The sequence below is a fragment of the Paenibacillus sp. LHD-117 genome, from assembly GCF_030929555.1.
Classification (GTDB): Bacteria; Bacillota; Bacilli; order Paenibacillales; family Paenibacillaceae; genus Pristimantibacillus.
Window position 1 is genome coordinate 64,320 of record NZ_JAVFVT010000022.1, and the last position, 20,199, is coordinate 84,518.

A 20,199-nucleotide genomic window follows, 5' to 3' on the forward strand; every position below is an offset into this window, starting at 1 on the left:
AATCCGCGGAGCACGAAAAAATGCCTTCCCCCCGTCTACCGGGAGAAGACATTTTCCGTACATCCGTAATTGAGCATACCGCCGTTCTTACTTATCCAAAGCTTCTAGCACGGCTTCGATGCCGTAGCTGTTGCCGATCGGGCCGTAACCCATCGCGAGCGCGCCGTTAATGCCGTACGTCTGACCGCTCTCGACCGCCTTCAGCTTCTTCCAAACCTCGCTCTTCTCCCACTCGTCCGTCAAAGTGGCCATCGAAGGGTTATCGTAGTTGAAGTAACCGAGGATCAGGTGATCCGGATTCAGCTCGCTGAGCCCTTCCAGCGACAGCTCCGCGCCTTCATCCATGGCCGGATCGTCCGGCGCTTTGAGCCCGAGTCCCTTCTCGTAATACGGGGCCAAATAATTTGTACCGCCCAGCCATACCGCCGTATCCCTCACTTGCAGGAAAGCGACGGTGCCTTCCACGTCCGCCAGCTTCTCCTTCGCTTCTTGCAGCTTCGCATTATAACCCGCGATATATTGCTCCGCAACGTCCTCCTGCCCCAAAATCTCGCCGAATTTCGTCACGAGCGCCGGCCAATTGCTCCATACGTCGGTCACCGCTTCGTCGATCACGACGGTCGTCGCGATTTTCGTCAGCTGCTCCGTGACCTCCGCGTTAACGGCGTTGCCCGCGATGATAAGATCCGGCGCGTAGGCGAGCAGCGACTCCATGTTAACCGTCGTGTTCTCGCCGACGATGGCTAGCTCCTCGACCTTGTCTACGTATGGCTTGTAGCTGTCGGTTTGCAGCGAGGAATTATCCTTCGTGAACGGCAACGCTACTGCGGCGGTCTTCAAATCGAACAGCAGAATGGAGTCCGTGTAGCCCCAGTGGACGACGGCGACCCGCTCCGGCTTTTTGTCGATGACGATGCTGCCGTTCGCCGCTTCGATCGTGCGCGGGAACGCCGCGGCTTCCTCTTGGGCCGTCCCTTCGGTTGGCGACGGGCTCGGTGCTCCTCCGTTATTCGAACCCGAGTTGCCCGAGCAAGCGCTCAGGAAGAGGGCCAAGCTCAGCAATCCAATGATTGCGCCGAAGCGCGATTTTCTCATATTTCCGTTCATGTCTAGCATCCTCTCTTCTGTTACCCTCTTTAACGATAACGATTCTCATTTACAACTAAAACAGTACCATCCTCCGGGTTCGATGAGAATAGAGAGATTCCCGATCCGATGATGGACTTTTTTCCGATGAACGATGAAGATGCCGCAAGTATGCTCCCAATTAAGCTTCCCTGCTGTCGAACCCGACCTTACTTGGGGCGACTCCCTTATGTTTTTTGAACAGCCTGCTAAAATAATACGGGTCCGAATACCCCACGCTCCTCGCGACCGCAGACACGGAGAACTGCTTGGTCAGCAGCCACTCGTGCGCCTTGTTCATCCGGTAGCGGATCAAATACTCGATCGGGCCAGTCCCCGAATATTTGGTAAACAGGTGCGAAAAATATTTGGACCTCAACTTATATCGTTCGGCAAGCCCGGCCAGCGTGAGCGGCTCCATGAAATGCGTCTGGATATACCGGATCGCGTCTTCGATAGCCGGGTAGCTCTCTTCATTCTGCCGATAACGCTCCGATTGCAATACGTTCGCGATGATTTGGTAGAAAAGCGATTTTTTCTCCAGCAATCCCATGAAATCCGGCGCGGAAGCCGCTCCGAGAAGCTGCTCGATCAACCGGAGAAGATCCGGATCCAGCGCCGCCTCCAGGGAAGAGACGTCCTTCAACCGCCGCTCCCCCTCCTCGTCTGTCGGGCCGCTCGGCATGTAGTGCGCGAGGCAATACCGGAAGCCGTTCTCGCCTGTCTCGATCTCCAGGCGCCTTCTCGCTCCCCCGAGCAACACGCGTCCGGGCGCAAGCGTATACCGCTCCCGATCGTCGAAGATGAACTCGGCTTCCCCTTCCAGTGCAATAATGACGCCGCATTTGGCCGTAGGCTTGTCCACATGCCCGCCATAAATCCGGTTTGCTTCCAGCTGTGTGCGATAAACGCCGAAAACCTCGATGGGCGTATCCGCAAAATATTTGGCCAGCTCTTCATAGGTATGCGCCATGCTCGTAGCCTCCTAGGATTTGCTTCTGGCCATCAAATACAAGAAATACGGAGCGCCGATGACCGCCGTCACGATTCCCGTCGGCACTTCGCTCGGCTGCAGGATCCATCTGCCGATCGTATCCGCCGCGAGCACGAGCAACGCTCCGATCAACGCGGACGCGGGCAGAAGCCCTTGATGCTTCGGGCCGACGAGTCTCTTGGCGAGATGAGGCGCGATGAGTCCGACGAAGCCGATGCCTCCGCTGACCGCGACGCAAGCCGCTGCCAACGCGACGCTCGCCGCAAGCAGCTTGAGCTGCTCTCTCGACACGTGGGCGCCCAGTCCCCTTGCCGTCGCGTCGCTCAGATTAAGTACGTTCATCGTCTGCGCCTTGATGAAGACGTACGGGAGCAGAATGAGTATCCAAGGAAGCAGAGCAAGAACGAACTTCCAACTGGTGCCCCAGATGGAGCCGGCCAGCCAGGTCGCGACCAACTGGTATTTCTCCGGATTAAGGCGAAGGGTCAGCACGATCATGGCCGCGCTAATCCCCGCCGCGATGGCGACGCCTGTGAGGATGAGCCGCGTCGGCATGATGCCTTCGTGTTTTTTGTATGAAAGGACGTAGATTAACAAAGCCGTCAACGCCGCGCCTCCAAACGCGAGCAGCGGAAGGAAAAAGACCGGTACGTTCACCGTTGTCGGGAAGTACGACACGTACAACATGACGACGAGGCCCGCGCCCGCGTTAATGCCGAGGATGCCGGGATCCGCCAGCGCGTTGCGCGAGATCCCCTGCATGATGCAGCCGGAGAGCGCAAGTCCCGCGCCGATCAGCATCGCGATCACGATGCGCGGCAGCCTGAATTCGAACAGGACAAGCTCTTGCCGGTCCGTTCCTTGGCCGAATAACGTGAGAAAGAGCTCCTTCGGCGAGAGAGCGATGACGCCCGTATTCATGCTAATGACGAACGCGATGACAATAAGCGCTCCAAGCACGTTCATGACGAGGATGGAACGGTTTCTTCGTTTTTTTTCGATGGATTCTGCGGTTACGGCATGCATCTACAGCTCCCTCCTTTCCTTGCGCGCTATGAACAGGAAGAACGGAACGCCGATGAGCGCGATCAGCGCGCCGACAGGCACTTCTTCCGGCGGATTCACCATCCGGGCGCCGATATCCGCGAAAATGACGAGCAGTGCGCCTAGAATGGCGGAGCATGGAATGATCCAGCGATAATCCACGCCGACGAGCTTGCGAGTCAAATGAGGGATGATGAGGCCGACGAAGCCGACTGCGCCGACGATGGACACGGCCGATCCTGCGAGAATAAGCACGACGACCGTGCAAGCGGCCTTCACGAGCTGGGTCCGCTGTCCGAGACCGCGCGCGATTTCTTCGCCGAGGCTGAGCATCGTGACGGAACGGGAGAGGGCGATCGCCCCGATCAGCGCCGCCGCTACCCAAGGAAACATGACTTGCAGCTGATCCCAACGCGTGCCCGCGACGCCGCCCGCATACCAGAACGCGATATCTTGCCCGATTTGGAAATAAAGAGCGATGCCTTCGCTCAAGGCGCTAAGCAATGCGCTAAGCGCTGCGCCGGCAAGTACGAGGCGAGCGGGCGAAAGTCCGCCTTTGGCGAGCGCGCCGATCCCGTATACCAGACCCGCTCCGATAGCAGCGCCGAGGAAGGAGAACAGGATGAGCGTCGTGAACGGCATGCCCGGGAAAAAAGCGAAGCAGAGCGCCAGCATAAAGCCCGCGCCAGCGTTAATGCCGAGCAGCCCCGAGTCGGCCAGCGGATTGCGGGTCATGCCTTGCATGATCGCTCCCGCGACCGCGAAGCTGGCTCCCACCATCGCGCCCCCGAAGACGCGCGGCAGCCGAAGCTCTTGAATGATTTGGTGATCGGTGATATCCGGATTAAATTGAAAAATAGCCTGCCACACGACGCGGAACGAAATATCTGCAGCCCCCAAGTTGATCGACAGGAATAACCCGAGCGCAAGCGCGATCAGGCCACCGAACAACACGATTGTTGCCGCTAGCGGGCGGCTCCGAATCGGTGCCGCGTCGGGCGTTGCGGTTGAAGCCGCTGATAATGTGCTCGGTTTAGAGGACTGAACCTCTCCCTTTGCTGAAGTAGTCACCGTCATTTCTCCCATGCTTTCTTATTTTCAATTGATATTGATAGTTGTTCTCAATTACAGAAAAATTATAGAGGATAGACCTCCCGATTGCAATGGAAAAATGCCAGCGTTGCAGGTACGTTACGCGTATCTGCAACCGCCCGCATGCGCAATCGACGCCCTAACGCGCGCATAAAAAAAGCCCTGCCGCCCGTCCTGCAAACGGGCAACAAAGCTTTATCGTCATTGTGATCTCATCCGACCGAGGAGTTCATTCTGCCTAGTTCATCTTCGACAAGGGAAGTCAACTCATCCTCATACCCGCCTGTGATGCGATATTTGCGAATGTAATCCTTCACAAACTTGCGCGGGTCCTTGGGCTGGAAAATTCTCGTTAGTTCTTTCAGGCTTTCCTTGACTTCATTCTGGCTATGTTTCGCCATGAAATCTCCTCCCTTATACGATGGATGGTCGTCCTAAACAGCATTATCCGAGAACGTATGCGGCTCTTACACCGCAAGAACCCCCCTTCGGTGCAGGCAATCATGGCCAATGAGTCACAATGTTTTCATTTTTCTTACTATTATATCAGTTTGCCAACAATTATGAAAGTGAACAAATATTAACCCTTTGTGGGTTTTTGTTCGGCATCCGGCCCCTTATCGGCAAGAGAGGCATCCTTCGCGGACTGGGATTCGAACAGTTTCTCCTTCCGGAACAACCGCAAATACGCCACGACACCGCTGATGCCGACCGCTATTCCGAATGCCAACAGCACGATGGTAACCCAATCCTGAAGCATGCCTCCACCTCCAATCCTACTTCAAATATCGGCGTTTCCCGGGGCTAAATTTATGGTCAAATTGCACAAGATTAATTCCATATATTAGCTATTATTATAGCGAAAATGACAACCACTGGCAACTCGTGGAAATCGCGACGCCGGTTCCGATCCCCGTTTTTTCAGATCATGCGGTAAGCTCCGCTGCCCCAGGCCAGAAGCTTGCCGTCTTCGTCCGTCACGGAAGACTGCAACGTGATCGTCCGCCCCGTGCGGTGCATGAACTCGGCTTTGCAGATCAACGTCCCTCCTCTGCTGCTCGCAAGGAAATGCGTGTTCATATTCGCGGTAACGGTCCTCTCGTTGCTCTCCGCCAACATGACGAGCAGTCCCATCGCATTATCCATCATGGACATCAATACGCCGCCATGGACGATGCCGAGCAAATTCAAGTGAGATGGCTCAATCGCCAGGCTGATGGATGTCTTGCTGCCGTCAGCCTGAATAACCTTGCACCCGAGCCGTCCCCAGAACGTCTCTTCGGCCCGCTCCGCAAGCCGCAACCACCGTTCGGCTTCTTCCGCCTGCTGCGCGAACCTCTGTTCATCCATTCCGATTTAATCCTCCTTCCCCGTCGCCTGCCGCTCGGCTTCTTCCTCCGCGAGCTTGCGCCTCAGCACTTTGCCCACCATCGTTTTTGGAAGCGTTTCCCTAAAATCATACTGATGCGGCACCTTATATGCGGCCAGCCGGTCTCTGCACCAGCGGTCCAACTGGCTGCGCGAGACGTGCCAGCCCTCCTTGAGCACGATAAACGCCTTGACGGTCTCGCCGCGATATTCGTCCTTTACGCCAAGCACGGACGCTTCCCTGACTGCCGGATGCTCGAACAGCACCTCCTCCACTTCGCGCGGATAGACGTTGAAGCCGCTGGCGATGATCACATCCTTGATCCGGTCCATGATCGTGAAGAAGCCGTCTTCGTCCATCGTCGCCAGATCTCCGGTATGGAGCCAGCCGTTCTTCAGCGTCTTGGCCGTCTCTTCGGGCCGGTTCCAATATCCTTTCATCACTTGCGGTCCGCGAACGACCAGCTCTCCCAACTCGCCTAACGGCAGCCTTCGTCCCGTCGCGGGATCCACGATGGCAACCTCGGTGTCGGGGAACGGAATCCCGATCGTCCCGATCTTCCGCTTGCCCCAGATCGGATTGGCATGCGTGACGGGCGACGACTCGGTTAATCCGTACCCTTCGACAAGCCGGCCGCCCGTAAGCGACTCGAACTGCTCCTGCACCTCCAGCGGCAAGGCCGAGGAGCCGCTGACGCAGATTTTAATCGAAGACAGGTCGTTTTTCGCCGCGTTTGGATGATTAATCAAGGCTACATACATCGTCGGCGCTCCGGGGAAGATCGTCGGCTTCTCGTCGTTGATCGTCTTCAGCACCGTCTCAATCTCGAAACGCGGCAACAGAATAAGCATTCCGGCGCGCAGGACGGACAAATTCATTAATACCGTCAAGCCAAACACGTGAAACAACGGCAGTGCCGCAAGAAACTTTTCCTTGCCGTCTTCCGCCTTGTAGCACCATGCAGCCATTTGCATCGAGTTGGACACAAAGTTGCCGTGCGTCAGCATGACGCCTTTCGGCGTGCCGGTCGTGCCGCCGGTATATTGCAGCGCGGCAAGCTCATCGCCGCGTGCAAGCTCCGGCAGCTCGACGGACGGCGCGCGTCCCGCGAACAGCTTCCGGTAAGACAGGACGCCATGCTGCCCGTACGGAATGTTGTTCTTGAAGCCTTCTTTGCGCTGTTTGATGGGATAGAGCATATTTTTCGGGAAGGGGAGTCCGTCTTTAATGGAAGTTATGATCGCGTGGCGCAGATGCGGAATAGGACCTTCTTCGGGCCGATCGCCGCGTACGCGGGACAGCCTTGCGTACAGCAGATCGACCGTGATGATCGCGACGGCTCCGCTATCCTTCAGTTGGTGCTCCAGCTCCCGCTCGACGTAAAGCGGGTTCGTCTGGACGACGACGCCTCCCGCCAGCAGCACGCCGTAATACGAGACGACAGCTTGCGGACAATTCGGCAGCATGATCGCGACGCGGTCTCCCTTGGCGACGCCGAGCGCGACGAGCTCGCTGCCGAGACGCACGGCTGCCGTATGGACCTCGCGGTACGTCATCGTTTTGCCTAAGAAGTGGAGCGCATTATGGTTCGGGTAGCGGCTCACTGAGTCGAGCAGGAACTGCGCGATGTTCTGGTCGGGGTACTTCAAGGAAGGCGGAACTTCTTCCGGATAGTTCCTCAGCCAAGGACGAGCGAGAGGTTCATCGTGAGCATCCGCTTCTTCCGAAGCCGAGTCGGCTCCTGTTTCTTCGGAGACGAGGACGGCTGCAACATGGGCCTCGGCTGCCTCCGAAACGGCGTCATGGGCATCCCCGGCGTCCGCTGTCTCCGAAGCGGTAATCGTTGCGGCCTGTGCCCCTTCCGCTTCCGAAGCGGATTCCGCCGGCTCTGCCGACTCCGCTGCTTCAGCGATGAACGCGGCTGAGCCGACAGGCGCCTCAGGTACAAGCGGCTCATCCCGTTCAGCGTTGCTGACGGCTTCCGGATCTTGCCCGGCGGAGGCTACGGCTGCCGAAGCCTCCCCAGGCCCAGGCTCCGCAGACTCCCGAGCTGCCCCAGCTTCCCGAGGCTCGTTAATCCGTTCGGAAGCCGCGCTCCGTTCTTCCGCGGCGTCCTCCCATGCTTGCGACTCGGCAGATAGCTCTTCGGCCGAGTTTCCCTGCGTATCGGCTGCGGCGCGTGAATCTTCGTTCGGCAATGAATCGGGCAATAGCGGGTCTTCCGGTCTAAGCGGTTCCATCGCTGCGCTCCCCCTCTACACAACATAGTGCTCACTGCGAATCACGCGGGCCGCGATCCCTCGCTTCATGGCGATCGTATCCGACAGCGGTGCCCGCATCAGCTTCTTCAAGACGGACAGCTGCATCTGCAGTCCGTCGCCGCGCTCCAAAGCAGAGAGCGCAGTCTTGGCAAGCGACTCGACCTTCTCCATGGCTTCTTGCACGAACACCTCCGTCATCGAGAGCGCAAGCCCGGTGTCCTCCGTCCGAGCCCCCCCGCTTCGGGCGAGCATCTTCCGCGTCCGAAGCAGCGCGCTCTCCATAGCGAAGGTTTGAATCATCAGATCCGCTAATACGCATAACACCTCCTGCTCCTGTTCAAGCTTCAGGCCGAGTTTCTGCACGGCAAGGCCGCCGATGGCGAGGAATGTTTTTTTCGCCTGGGCGACGCGGTAGGCTTCTTTGTCCAGCGGTTCCGTGAAAATAGGCAGGGGCATTGGCTGCATCAACTCTCCGAGCAGCGCCTGCGTCTTTTCCATGAGCGGCAGCTCGCCTTTCATCGCTTTCTTAAGCAACGTTCCGGGAATGAGCATGCGGTTGATTTCGTTCGTCCCTTCAAAAATCCGGTTGATCCGCGAATCACGGTAAATCCGCTCGACTTTATATTCGCGAATGTAGCCGTATCCGCCGTGAATCTGGACGCCCTCGTCGATGACGAAATCGAGCGCCTCCGAAGCGAATACTTTCACGATCGAGCATTCGATGGCGTACTCGCTGATCGCCTTGACCGCGCGAGCGCCCGCGTTCGCGTCCGTGGCCCCCTCCTGCGCCTCCGAATCGCGAAGCATCGCGTCGATGAACCCCGCGATCCGGTACACCATGCTCTCGAGGACGAACGTGCGGATGTTCATGTCCGCCAGCTTGGCGCCGATGAGCGGATAGGACGAGATTTCGCGGCCGAACTGCTTGCGCGTGTTCGCGTAGGCCGAAGCCAGCTCGATCGTCTCCTTCGACGAGCCGAGACAGGCCGCGCCCAGCTTGAACCTTCCGATGTTCAGAATGTTAAACGCGATATGATGGCCCTTGCCTACCTCGCCGAGTACGTTCTCCACGGGGACATGCACGTCCTCAAAGAAGAGCGGGCAGGTCGAAGAGCCCTTGATGCCCATCTTATGCTCCTCCGGCCCGATACTGAACCCCGCCATCTCCCGCTCCACGATAAAAGCCGTGAACTTGTCGCCGTCCACCTTCGCGTATACGATAAAAACATCCGCGAACCCGGCGTTCGTTATATACAGCTTGGAGCCGTTCAGCACGTAGAATTGTCCGTCCGCCGACAGCTTCGCCGTCGTTCTCGCCCCGAGCGCGTCGGAGCCCGAAGCCGGCTCCGTCAGGCAGTACGCCGCGATGCGGTTGCCCGCGGCCAGGTCGGGCAAATATTTCTCCTTCTGCGCCGAGGTGCCGAAGAACACGATCGGCAGCGTCCCGATGCCGGTATGGGCGCCGACCGACAGCGCGAACGACGATGCCCTCGCCATCGTCTCCGCGAGCAGCGTCGTGCTCACTTTGTCGAGGCCGATGCCGCCGTACTGCTCCGGCACATCCGCGCCGAGCAAGCCGAGCTCGCCGGCCTTCCGCATGAGCTGGACCGTCAAGCCGTAGTCCAGCCCTTCGATGTCCGCGTCGCGGGGCAGCAGCTCCGTCTCCAGGAACTGCTCCGCCGCCTGCGACATCATCCGCTGCTCCTCCGAGAAATCCTCCGGCGTCACGACCGACGCCGGATCGCTCTCCTCCACGACGAACCGTCCGCCGAAACGTATCGTTCCCGTCGTCACTTTCGCATTCCTCCTTTTTTTGCGCTAGCAGATCGCTCTCTCCGAAACTTCCGTACCTGCTCGATGATCTAACGGAACTCAGCGCGCTTACCTTGCATGTATGAGCCCATTTCGAAATCTAACGGAACTCAGCGCTCTTACTATGCATGTATGAGCCCATTTCGAAATCTAACGGAACTCAGCGCTCTTAATCGATCGAATATGGCATTTTTTCAGGCAGAAAGACTTAATAACGCCACATACTTCCGTTAGATTTTAAAATCGAACAAAATCAGCCGAATAGCGTCGACTGCTTCCGTTAGCTCCAAGACAACCGAATTGGTAACTACGCTCCCGAGAGTCCATTCGGCGGATTTAAGTTCGCGTGGCGGACCTAATCCAACAACCGTTCATCCAGTAATTACATCAACTGACACGTCCCTGCTTAAAACCCAGCTACTCTCCCGGATAAACCTCGAGCACGCCCGCCGCGCCCATGCCGCCGCCGATGCACATCGTCACGACGCCGATGCCGCCTCCTCTCCGGCGCAGCTCATGAATGAGCGACACGGTCAGCTTCGTGCCGGTGCAGCCGAGCGGATGGCCGAGCGCGATCGCCCCGCCGTTCACGTTCACCCGTTCCGGATCAAGGCCAAGCTCCCGGATGATCGGCACGCATTGCGCGGCGAACGCTTCGTTCAGCTCGAACAAGTCGACCTGCTCCTTCGTAATGCCGGCTTTCTTGAGCGCTTTGGGAACGGCCTCGATCGGGCCGATCCCCATAATCTCCGGAGCGACGCCCGCCACGCCGAAGCTTCGGAATGCCGCGAGCGGCCGAATGCCAAGCGCCTCCGCCTTCTCCCGGCTCATGACGATGACCGCGGCCGCGCCGTCGCTCATTTGCGAGGCGTTGCCCGCCGTCACGGTCCCTTCCCTCGCGAAAGAAGGTTTGAGCGGAGCGAGCGTTTGCGGCGTCGTCTCCGGCCGGACGCCCTCGTCGACGTCGAAGACGAACGTCTTTTCCCAAGGGCGGCCCGCATCGTCCGTCCCTGAGCGCGTAGCCGTAACCGGCACGATCTCCTCCCGGAAGCGCCCGGCCGCGATGGCCGCCGCCGCTCTCTGATGGCTCCTCGCGGCGAAAACATCCTGCTCCTCCCGCGAGACGCCATATCGCCGCGCGACCTCCTCTGCCGTGTGCCCCATGCCCATGTACACCTCGGGCATCGCGTCTACGATGCCGGGATGCGGCGACAAGCGGAAGCCGCTCATGGGCACATGGCTCATGCTCTCCACGCCGCCCGCGACGACAACGTCCGCCTCGCCGAGCCGGATACGTTCAGCCGCATAGGCGATCGATTGCAGACCCGACGCGCAGAACCGGTTGATCGTGACGGCCGGCGTCGTGACGGGCAGCCCTGCGTACAGCGAAATAATTCGCGCCATATTAAGCCCTTGCTCTCCTTCCGGCATGGCGCAGCCGATAATGACGTCCTCGACGTCCGCCGCGGCAAGTTGCGGGACCCGCTCCAACGCGCCCCTTAGTGCCGCCCTTCCGAGATCCTCCGCCCTCGTCTCCGCCAGGCTGCCCTTGTTCGCCTTGCCCACGGCCGTTCTTGCTGCCGCTACGATAACCGCATCCCGGCCGCTCCTTCTAAACGGCGATTCCGGTAATGATCGATCCGCTGACATCTCTCGCACCTCCTTCAAGGGAATCCATTTGCTCCAAAAATACAACTGCCTCATCGCCGCCCGCTCTCGCCCGAGCCGATCCAAGCCGATCCAGAAAAACCAATCCCCGCTTCCGTTCGCGGCAAGCCTGGATCGACATGCCGGCTCCGCCGAAGGCCAGACCGCGTCCAGCCTTCACATTCGACTCGCTGCTAATTCCGCAGCGGCTTGCCTTTCGACAACATATGGCTCATTCGCTCCTGCGTCTTGCTCTCCCCGCACAGGCTCAGGAAAGCTTCGCACTCCAGGTCGAGCAAATATTTCTCGCTGACCATCGCGCCCTGCCTGACGTCTCCGCCGGCGAGCACATGCGCCAGCTTCCCGGCGATCAGCGCGTCATGCTTGCTGATGTGGCCGCCAAGCCGCATCGCCTGCACCCCCATGGCAAGCACCGCCTTGCCCTCCCTGCCCGCGACCGCCACTCGCTCTTCCACCGGTGCCGAATACCCCGCGCGGTCGAGCTCAAGTACAAGGCGCTTCGCTTCGGCAATGCGCGCATCCTGCCGTACGATGGCGCGGTCCTGCGGGCGCAGCAGGCCCAGCTTCGCCGCGTCGTGCCCGCTGGTCGACGTCTTGGCCATCGCGATCGTCTCGAACAGCGCGTTCAGATGCGGCTGCAGATCGCCAGGCGTCACACCGGACCGGACGCCCGCGGCCGATAACCCCGCACGCTCCGCCGCCATGATCGCCGCTTCCTTGCAGCCGCCGCCCGCGGGGATAAGACCGACGCCCGTCTCGACCAGCCCGAAGTACGTCTCCGGCGAGAGCAGAATGACATCCGCCGGAAGGCAAGCTTCGACTCCGCCGCCGAGCGTCATCCGGTGCGGCGCGGCGACAACCGGGCGGTCCAGCCGTTTCAGCCGCAGCATGCTGTCCTGGAAGAAACGAATAATGTCCTCCACTTCGTCCCATTCCCCGGCCTGCGCTTCCATAAGCAGCAGCATCAAGTTGGCGCCGACGCAGAAGTTCCGTCCTTCGTTAGCCAGCACGAGGCCTCTCCAATTCCGCGACACCTCCGCGACGCTTTGGCGGATGGCGGATAAGATTTCGCCGCCGATGGCGTTGTTCTGAGAATGGAATTCGAGGCAGACCACGTCGTCGCCGATATCGATCAAGCTGGCGCCCTGCGTGCCGAGCACCGTGCGGCCCGCGCCTTTGAGCGCGGACAGGGAGATGACATCCGCCTCCTGATTCTCCTCCGCGAAGCCTCCCGGCACGGCATAGAATCGCTTCAGTTCCGCAGCCTGATAAAATGACGAGTGTCCTTCGGCGAGCCGCTTCTCGACCCAATCCGGGATGCTTTCGCCTTCCTCCTTCATTCTGGCCACGGACTTCTCCACTCCGATCGCGTCCCACAGCTCGAACGGCCCCAGTTCCCAGTTGAATCCCCACTTCATCGCGCGGTCGATATCGACGACCGTCTCCGCGATGACGCCGACCTGGGCGGCCGCGTAAAGCAGTGTTCGCTTCACGGTCGACCAGGCGAACTGGGCGTAGCAGTCCTTCGGATTCGCCGCCAGCAGCGCCTTCGCCTTCGCCGCCGCGCCCTTCGCGGCTTTGGCCGCGTCGATCACGGGCGACGAGATTCGCACCTGCGGCCCGTATTCCAGCGTCCCGAGCCGAAGCGACTCGATGCGGCTGCGACCGTCCGGGTCCTTGCGCTTGCGGTAAAAGCCGGAGCCGCTTTTCTCGCCGAGCCGGCCCGCCGCGACCAGCTCCTCCAGCAGCCGCGGCCGCGCGAATATCGCCCGTTCGGCATCATCCTCGCTGCGCTCCCTGACGTTGTCGACGACATGCAGCAGCGTATCGAGGCCGACGAGATCGAGCATGCGGAACGTCGCGGTTTTCGGCCTTCCCATGGCCGGTCCCGTCAGCGCGTCCGCTTCCTCCACCGTCAGCCCGTAGCGGATCGTATCCTCCAGCGTGACGAGCATCCCGTACGTGCCGATCCGGTTCGCGATGAAGTTCGGCGTATCCCGGGCGATGACGACGCCTTTGCCCAGCCGCTTGACGCACAGTTCGGCGAGCAGCTCCGTCACCTCGGCGCCCGTATCCGCCGTCGGCACGATCTCGACGAGCTTCATATAGCGCGGCGGGTTAAAAAAATGCGTCGCGGCAAAATGCTCTCGAAACTCCTTGCTCCTCCCCTCTGCCATCGCGGCTACTGACAAGCCGGACGTGTTGGTCGTCACGAGCGTTCCCGGACGCCTTGCGGACTCGATCGCCGCGAGCACCTCCCGCTTGACGTCGAACCGTTCCACGACCGCCTCCACGATCCAGTCGGTATCGCCGAGCAAAGCGATATCGTCCGTCAGATTCCCCGGTCTGATGCGGGAGGCCGAGGCCGAATCGTAAAGCGGCGCCGGCTGGCTCCTCGCCATGTTCGCGATGGCTCCGGCCGCGAGCCGGTTGCGAACCTTCGGATCGTTTAAGGTAAGCCCCTTCCTCTCTTCCTCTTCCGTCAGCGTCCGGGGGACAACATCCAGCAGCACCACCCGCATTCCCGCATTGGCCAGATGGGCGGCGATCCCCGCCCCCATCACCCCCGAGCCGATTACGGCCGCGGACCGGACGGACGCCGCGCTTTTGACTTGAGTCGTTCGAATCGACATCTTATGCATTCACCTTCCTTATCCAGATTCTCACTTTGCTTCGGGCGCCGTGCACGCCCGCTTGGCTGTACGCTCGTCATTTCCCGAATACGCTTTCCGCCAGCAACTCCGCCACATCCCTCGCTTCGACCTGCTCATCCGCGGATAAAAATCTTAGCCCGTCTTCCATCATCGTGAGGCAATACGGACAAGCGGAGCTGATGACGGAAGGCTTCACTTCGAGCGCTTGCGCCGTTCTCGCGTAGTTGACCCTCGTGCCGGAATGCTCCTCCATCCACATCAGTCCGCCTCCCGCTCCGCAGCACATGCCTTGCGCGCCGGAACGCTCCATCTCCTGCACGGTCACGCCCGGAATGGCCCGAAGCAGGCTGCGCGGCGCCTCGTACGAGTTGTTATAGCGTCCAAGGTAGCAGGAATCGTGAATCGTTACTTTCTCCTCCAGCGCGAACGTCGTCCTTAGCTTCCCTTCCGCGACAAGCCGGGCAAGGAGCTCGGTATGATGCTCGACGCGCACCTCCGCGGATAATCCGAAATCCGGGTATTCGTTCTTGAACGTGTTAAACGTATGCGGGCAGACCGTCACGATATGACTGACGCCGTACTTCCGGAACGTCGCGACGTTATCTTTGCACAGCTCCTGGAACAGCAGCTCGTTGCCGATCCGCCTTGCCGTATCGCCGGAGCTTTTCTCCTCGTTGCCGAGGGTGGCGAAGTCGATGCCCGCGTGCGCGAGCAGTCTGATCACGTCAAAAAGTACCTTGCGGCTTCTCGTGTCGTACGCCCCCATCGAACCGGCCCAAAGCAAAAGAGACGGCAGCTTCTTGCCCCGCTGCTTCCGCTCCGCCATTGTATCGACGCGAACGCCGGTGCGGCTGTAACATTCCTCGATCCAGGCGGCCCTCTCGGCCCTGGGCAATCCCCACGGATTGCTCTGCCGTTCGATGTTCTGCAGCGCGCGCTGGCCGTCGGAAGGCAGTTTGCCTTCCATGAGTACCAGGTATCTGCGCATGTCGATGATTTTGTCCACGTGTTCGTTGCCGACCGGGCACTGCTCTTCGCAGTTTCGGCATGTCGTGCACGACCACAGCTCATCCTCCGTCATAACGTCGCCGATCAGCTCGAGCTCCTCCGCCTTTGCCCCCGCGCGCTTCGTCCAGCCCGCGTTCTGCACCTCCATGGTAGGAGCGATATTCGTGCGGTAAGTCGCCGAACGCGCGCCCTCCGAGCCTTCGCCGCTTCCCTGCGAGTCCCAATCCGGCATGACGGCGCCCATCACATGGGCGGACGGCTCCTTGCCGCGATAAATTAGACTGCCAGGCAGCCATGGCGACTTCGAGGTAATGGAAGCTCCCTTCTCCGTAAGATGGTCGCGAAGCTTCACGATGAGATGCATCGGCGAGAGCAGCTTGCCGGTACTCGAAGCCGGGCATACGTTCGTGCAGCGCCCGCACTCCACGCAGGCGTAGAGATCCAGCATCTGCTTCTGCGTAAAATGCTCGATCTTTCCCACGCCGAACATCTCGGCCTCTTCGTTCTCGAGATCGAGCGGCGTCAGTCTGCCTGGCGGCGTATTTCGGCGAAACCAGATGTTGACGGGCGCCGTGATCAAGTGAAAGTGTTTGGATTGCGGCACGTACACGAGGAAGCTGAGCAGAATAAGCAGATGCAGCCACCAGAAAACCTCGAAGCCTGTATGGGCGAGCCAGCCGCCGCGTTCCACGGCATTCGCGAGCAGCTCCGAGACCGGTGCGCTAATAGGAGCGAACCCTGCATGGACGGGCTCGGCGACGGCCAGCCTTTCGAAGGATAGCGACATCAGAATCGACAGCATAAGCCCTCCAATGAACCACAACACGATCGAGGGCTTCAAATCTTTTTTGAGCCGGGGAAGTCTCTCGCCGTAACGTCTATACCCCCCATAGATGACCGCCAGCAAAACAAGAAATACGGTCGCCTCTTGCAGCCAAGAGAATTGGCCGTAGAACGGGATCGGCAAGGGGCGGCCGCCGCTTAACCCTTTCCAGATCAGATCCAGCGCGCCGAATTGAAGCATGATGAATCCATAAAAATAAACCGCATGCATGATGCCGCTTCGAATGTCGTTCATCAGACGGCGATGCCCGAAAACCTCGGCCCCGAGCCCGGTTCGTCCGCCGCGGCGATAGGCGCCTCCTCCTTCTCCCCGGTTGTTTCTCGCGCCACCAGGCCGATGCCGCTCGAATACGGCCGGCACTCCGAGCCGCATGTATCCGATTCGCCGCCGAATAACCGTCGCGAACATCCACACAGCCGCGATGACAAGCGCCGCGAACAGCAGCCATCTCGCCCATGCCGCTGCCGCCGGGTAACCTCCACCCGCAATCGCGGCCGCGATTGCCGACGCCTCCGCCATCGCGCCGTTCCGCCCTGCTTCAAAAGGGACTGTCGTCCATAGCCATGCCACCATCCAGCCCTCCCTTGTCAACCGTTTTGAATCTACGCCCCGCCCCTCGTTACGCCAGCCCCAAAACGAGACGACCCATTCGCCTGCCCATCGCGCGATTAGTTTGGACAAGCTTTTAAAGCGCTTTCATAAATAATCTCGGTGCTCCAATTATATGAACGGGAAGCGGCGAACATGCTTTTTTCGCCATTGCCGCAAGCGGTCTAAAGGAGGGGCTCCCGTCATATGGTAGCACTGATGGACAGTCAATTCGCGCAGTTAGGCAAGACCGAAACTACAGCTAACAAGGGAGGTTTCTATGCAAACCATCGTCGTGCTTCTCAAACAAACCTTCGACACCGAGGAGAAAATAACCGTTACGCCGCAAGGCGTCGAGGAACGGGATGCCAAGCTGGTCATCAATCCCTACGACGAATACGCGCTTGAGGAAGCGCTGCGGCTCAAGGAACGCGTCGGCGGCAACGTCGTTGTCGTGACATGCGGGCCCGAACGCGCGCAGGAATCGCTTCGTACGGCGCTCGCGGTAGGCGCCGACGAGGCGATCCGGATCGATTCCGCGGGGCTCGAGGCCGATAGCCATCTGCTATCCGCGGCGCTCGCCGCCGTCATTGCCCCGCTCGCCCCCGATCTGCTCCTAGCCGGCCTGTTCGCCGTCGACAGCGGTTCAGGCAGCGTCGCTTTGCAGGTCGCCGAGCGGCTTGGGCTGCCTCACGCCTCGGCCGCCGTGAAGCTCGCCGTCGGCAGCGCGGCGGAGCTCGGCGTAGATCCGATCGGAGGCGCGGCCGCGTATGCGCTCGTGGAGCGAGACGTCGAAGGCGATACCGAGACGGTCGCCCTGCCGCTGCCCGCGTTAATCACGGCGCAGCAAGGATTGAACGAACCGCGTTACCCGTCGCTGCCGGGCATCATGAAGGCGAAGCGCAAGCCGCTTCGGATCGTCGCGCTGGACGAGATCGGCTTGAACGAGGACGACGCGATCGCGTCGATTCGCACCCGCCGGACCCACCTCTACCCTCCCCCGCCCCGCGCGGCGGGGAAACGAATCGGCGGCTCGGCGGCGGAGCAGGCATTCGGACTCGTGAAGCTGCTTCAAGATGAGGCGAAGGTGCTGTAACGGCGAGGCGATTCTAAGCGGCTTCCGCCCTCCCGAGGGCTCGTTCATGCCGCAGCGTTCGAAAAACGGGGGAAAACCGTCCGAAGAAACCGGTCGTAGGCGGCTCCGCTTGCGGACTGAGCTTCCACTTGCGGACCGGGAATCCGCCTAACGGACGCAGAAGACGCTATTCGTGCAAAATGAGACCACTTTGAAAGCTAACGGACCCATATGCCGTTATTTCGAACTTTTGATGAGTTTGAAGCTGTTTATTGGGCAAATAACGCTCCTGCAGTCCGTTACGTTTTGAAATGCCCTAATGGACGCCAAATAGCGGCGCTGTGGTCCGTTAAGTGAAGAAATGCGGCGTCGATGCGGCGTAACATAAAATCGCTAGTGTCGAACCAGCATCGCGTCTCCAGTTGCAATATTGTAGGTGGACTATGACAGAGAGGAGTTACGAGATATGAGCAGAACGATATTGATCTATGCGGAGCGCCGAGACGGCGCATTGCGCCGCGTTGCGCTGGAGGCGCTCGGCGCAGCCAGGCTTCTCGCGGGCGAAGATGGCGCCGTCCATGCCGTCATCGCCTGCTCCGGCGGAGCGGCGGAGGACGCCGACGCGCTGATCGCGAGGGGCGCGGACGTCGTGCATATCGCCGACGATCCAGTCCTGCTGAGCTATGCGCCTGAGACGTACGCAGCCGTACTGGGCGCAGCGATGGCGACGGTCCAACCGGACGCGCTGCTGCTTGGCCATACCGCGGCGGGACGCGAGCTTGCGCCGCGCGTTGCCGCAGCACGCGGCGCCGGGCACATCGCCGACGTCATCGCCATCGAGCCGGCGGAGGGCGGCGACAGCGTCGGGTTCATCCGCCCGCTCTACGCCGGCAAGGCGTTCGAGCGGCGCTGCTTCGAGCCGGGCCATCCGTGGATCGTCACAGTGCGCCCGAACAACTTGCCGCCGGCTGAGCCGCTGGAAGCCGGCGGCAGAAGCGGCACGGTCACCGGGCTAGCGTTCACGGTGCCGCCGCTGGTGACGGCGGTGCGCGGCGTCGTTCGCCGCACCGCCGGAGGAATCGACCTCGCCGAAGCCGACATCGTCGTATCGGGCGGCAGAGGCGTGCGCAGCGCGGCGGGCTTCGAGCCGCTGCAGGCGCTGGCGACGGCGCTCGGCGGCGCGGTCGGCGCTTCGCGCGCCGCTTGCGACGCCGGCTACTGCGACTATGCCCTCCAGATCGGGCAGACGGGCAAGGTCGTCACGCCGCAGCTGTACATCGCCTGCGGCATTAGCGGCGCGATTCAGCATCTGGCCGGCATGAGCCAGTCGCGGACCATCGTCGCCATCAACAAAGACCCCGATGCTCCCATTTTCGGCATCGCGGACTACGGCATCGTCGGCGACTTGTTCGAAGTCGTTCCGATGCTAACCGCCGAAGTGCTCCGCACCCGATCGGCGGGCTGAAGCGACTTGTGCCTACAGGAGTGACCGTTTCCTTCAAGCTCAAGCTCAAACGCTCAGCAGTTGGACTAATTCACACCGTTACAAAACATTCCTCATACGCTGCTGCATAACAAAACAGGGCAACCAACGGGTTAAGAAACAATGACCCGTTGGCTGCCCTTTTTTTTGCTTTAACACACCTCTCGCCGACTTTCGGAGCTTTTAAGTCGGTCCCGCCGACAAACTGGCCGATTTCGGGCCGTTTCGAATCGACTTTATCGGTCTCGCCGACAAACTGACCGGTTTCGGGCCGTTTCTGATCGACTTTGTCGGTCTCGCCGACAAACCAGCCGCCATCGGCCACATTCGAATCGACTTTATCGGTCTCGCCGACTTCAACTCCCCGCGCGAGCCGCCGAAGCCTGGCTTGGCTTCGCGCTTCTTAGTCCACTACGCGAAATCCGGCATCCGGATTTCCATGACGCAGTCCGGCGATTCGTACAATTCGTCGCGGACCGCATTCGTGACGGGATAGGAACGCATCAAGTAGCTCTCCATCGCCTCCAGATGTTTGCGCACCCGATTGAATTCCGTCAGCTTTGGATCGAGCCAATCTTCGATCCCCTCTTCGTCGAGGACGACCGGCACGCGCGGCTGCCAGACGGACATGGCGCCGGAGGAAGCCGCGGTTAACATGGTGAAGGCGCGAACCTCCTTGCCGTTCACATGCCGCCAGCAATCATAGATGCCGGCTATGCCGAGCAACGGTTGGTTCGGCACGATTGTGTGCATCGCGCGCGGATCGCGCTCCTGGCCGAACTTCTTCTGGCCGTAGAACCCGCTGCAGGGAATGACGCATCTTTGACGCTTCAGCATGCGCGCCAAGAATGGCTTATCTCCCAATGTCTGGTAATCGGTATTGACCGAATCCTTCGCCCAGAACGGGAACAGCCCCCATCTCGATTCCTGCAGCACGCGCAGGTCATGCCTATCGTTCATAATGATGGATACGTTCTGGGTCGGCGTAATGTTGAAGCGGCCCGTATGTCCCTTCATCACCTTGCGCACGTCGAATTTCTCCATCAGCTCGCCAATCTCCGCCGTTAACGAAAACCGTTCAATCATCGCATTCGCTCCTTCACTAGATGCACCTACGTTAATGAATCCAGTTTTTGTTAAGCGAATGGAAATTATACGCAATCCCGGCAATTCGCTCCGTAA

The 20,199-nt window shown here is 60.0% G+C and carries 17 protein-coding genes; 2 read left to right on the forward strand and 15 right to left on the reverse strand.

Going from position 1 to position 20,199, the window contains the following annotated elements; all coding sequences use genetic code 11:
- Positions 1 to 87 precede the first annotated feature (87 nt).
- The 13 genes from RB620_RS17895 to RB620_RS17955 form a co-directional block, all read right to left on the reverse strand.
- Positions 88 to 1,107: an ABC transporter substrate-binding protein gene (locus RB620_RS17895; RefSeq protein WP_308096568.1), complete on the reverse strand. Its 1,020-nt coding sequence runs from the start codon at positions 1,105 to 1,107 to the stop codon at positions 88 to 90.
- 160 nt (positions 1,108 to 1,267) lie between these two features.
- Positions 1,268 to 2,098 carry a helix-turn-helix transcriptional regulator gene (locus RB620_RS17900; protein ID WP_308096570.1) on the reverse strand — a complete coding sequence of 277 codons (831 nt, stop codon included), beginning with the start codon at positions 2,096 to 2,098 and terminating at the stop codon, positions 1,268 to 1,270.
- A gap of 12 nt (positions 2,099 to 2,110) precedes the next feature.
- The gene (locus RB620_RS17905; RefSeq protein ID WP_308096572.1) at positions 2,111 to 3,145 is read right to left on the reverse strand and encodes a FecCD family ABC transporter permease; all 1,035 of its coding nucleotides are present in this window, start codon (positions 3,143 to 3,145) and stop codon (positions 2,111 to 2,113) included.
- Entirely contained in the window at positions 3,146 to 4,240 is a 1,095-nt protein-coding gene (locus RB620_RS17910) for a FecCD family ABC transporter permease (protein WP_374121423.1), read from the reverse strand.
- 227 nt (positions 4,241 to 4,467) lie between these two features.
- Complete coding sequence (locus RB620_RS17915) at positions 4,468 to 4,656, reverse strand: hypothetical protein (RefSeq protein ID WP_119597648.1); 189 nt, start codon at positions 4,654 to 4,656, stop codon at positions 4,468 to 4,470.
- Positions 4,657 to 4,835: 179 nt separating this feature from the next.
- A complete protein-coding gene (locus RB620_RS17920) occupies positions 4,836 to 5,015 on the reverse strand; it encodes a hypothetical protein (RefSeq protein ID WP_308096579.1) in 180 nt (59 codons plus the stop codon).
- Between the two features lie 161 nt (positions 5,016 to 5,176).
- Entirely contained in the window at positions 5,177 to 5,605 is a 429-nt protein-coding gene (locus RB620_RS17925; RefSeq protein ID WP_308096581.1) for a PaaI family thioesterase, read from the reverse strand.
- 6 nt (positions 5,606 to 5,611) lie between these two features.
- Positions 5,612 to 7,306 carry a long-chain-fatty-acid--CoA ligase gene (locus tag RB620_RS17930; protein ID WP_308096666.1) on the reverse strand — a complete coding sequence of 565 codons (1,695 nt, stop codon included), beginning with the start codon at positions 7,304 to 7,306 and terminating at the stop codon, positions 5,612 to 5,614.
- Between the two features lie 573 nt (positions 7,307 to 7,879).
- Complete coding sequence (locus tag RB620_RS17935) at positions 7,880 to 9,679, reverse strand: acyl-CoA dehydrogenase family protein (protein WP_308096583.1); 1,800 nt, start codon at positions 9,677 to 9,679, stop codon at positions 7,880 to 7,882.
- Positions 9,680 to 10,114: 435 nt separating this feature from the next.
- The gene (locus RB620_RS17940) at positions 10,115 to 11,347 is read right to left on the reverse strand and encodes an acetyl-CoA C-acyltransferase (RefSeq protein ID WP_308096585.1); all 1,233 of its coding nucleotides are present in this window, start codon (positions 11,345 to 11,347) and stop codon (positions 10,115 to 10,117) included.
- The gene (locus RB620_RS17945; protein WP_308096587.1) at positions 11,310 to 11,525 is read right to left on the reverse strand and encodes a hypothetical protein; all 216 of its coding nucleotides are present in this window, start codon (positions 11,523 to 11,525) and stop codon (positions 11,310 to 11,312) included. The genes RB620_RS17940 and RB620_RS17945 overlap by 38 nt, the downstream gene beginning before the upstream one ends.
- A gap of 13 nt (positions 11,526 to 11,538) precedes the next feature.
- The gene (locus tag RB620_RS17950; protein WP_308096589.1) at positions 11,539 to 13,998 is read right to left on the reverse strand and encodes a 3-hydroxyacyl-CoA dehydrogenase/enoyl-CoA hydratase family protein; all 2,460 of its coding nucleotides are present in this window, start codon (positions 13,996 to 13,998) and stop codon (positions 11,539 to 11,541) included.
- 76 nt (positions 13,999 to 14,074) lie between these two features.
- Complete coding sequence (locus RB620_RS17955; RefSeq protein WP_308096667.1) at positions 14,075 to 16,279, reverse strand: (Fe-S)-binding protein; 2,205 nt, start codon at positions 16,277 to 16,279, stop codon at positions 14,075 to 14,077.
- Positions 16,280 to 16,739: 460 nt separating this feature from the next.
- Here RB620_RS17955 and RB620_RS17960 point away from each other — a divergent pair, with 460 nt between their 5' ends.
- On the forward strand, positions 16,740 to 17,555 hold the full coding sequence (locus tag RB620_RS17960; RefSeq protein WP_308096594.1) for an electron transfer flavoprotein subunit beta/FixA family protein: 816 nt from the start codon (positions 16,740 to 16,742) through the stop codon (positions 17,553 to 17,555).
- A gap of 445 nt (positions 17,556 to 18,000) precedes the next feature.
- Positions 18,001 to 18,999 (forward strand): electron transfer flavoprotein subunit alpha/FixB family protein, encoded by a 999-nt coding sequence (locus RB620_RS17965; protein ID WP_308096598.1) that lies wholly within the window; start codon positions 18,001 to 18,003, stop codon positions 18,997 to 18,999.
- 70 nt (positions 19,000 to 19,069) lie between these two features.
- Here the strand turns inward: RB620_RS17965 and RB620_RS17970 are convergent, their stop codons facing one another.
- Together RB620_RS17970 and RB620_RS17975 are read right to left on the reverse strand one after the other, a co-directional pair.
- Positions 19,070 to 19,342 (reverse strand): hypothetical protein, encoded by a 273-nt coding sequence (locus tag RB620_RS17970; RefSeq protein ID WP_308096600.1) that lies wholly within the window; start codon positions 19,340 to 19,342, stop codon positions 19,070 to 19,072.
- Between the two features lie 86 nt (positions 19,343 to 19,428).
- Positions 19,429 to 20,103: an SOS response-associated peptidase gene (locus RB620_RS17975; RefSeq protein WP_308096601.1), complete on the reverse strand. Its 675-nt coding sequence runs from the start codon at positions 20,101 to 20,103 to the stop codon at positions 19,429 to 19,431.
- Between the last annotated feature and the right edge of the window lie 96 nt (positions 20,104 to 20,199).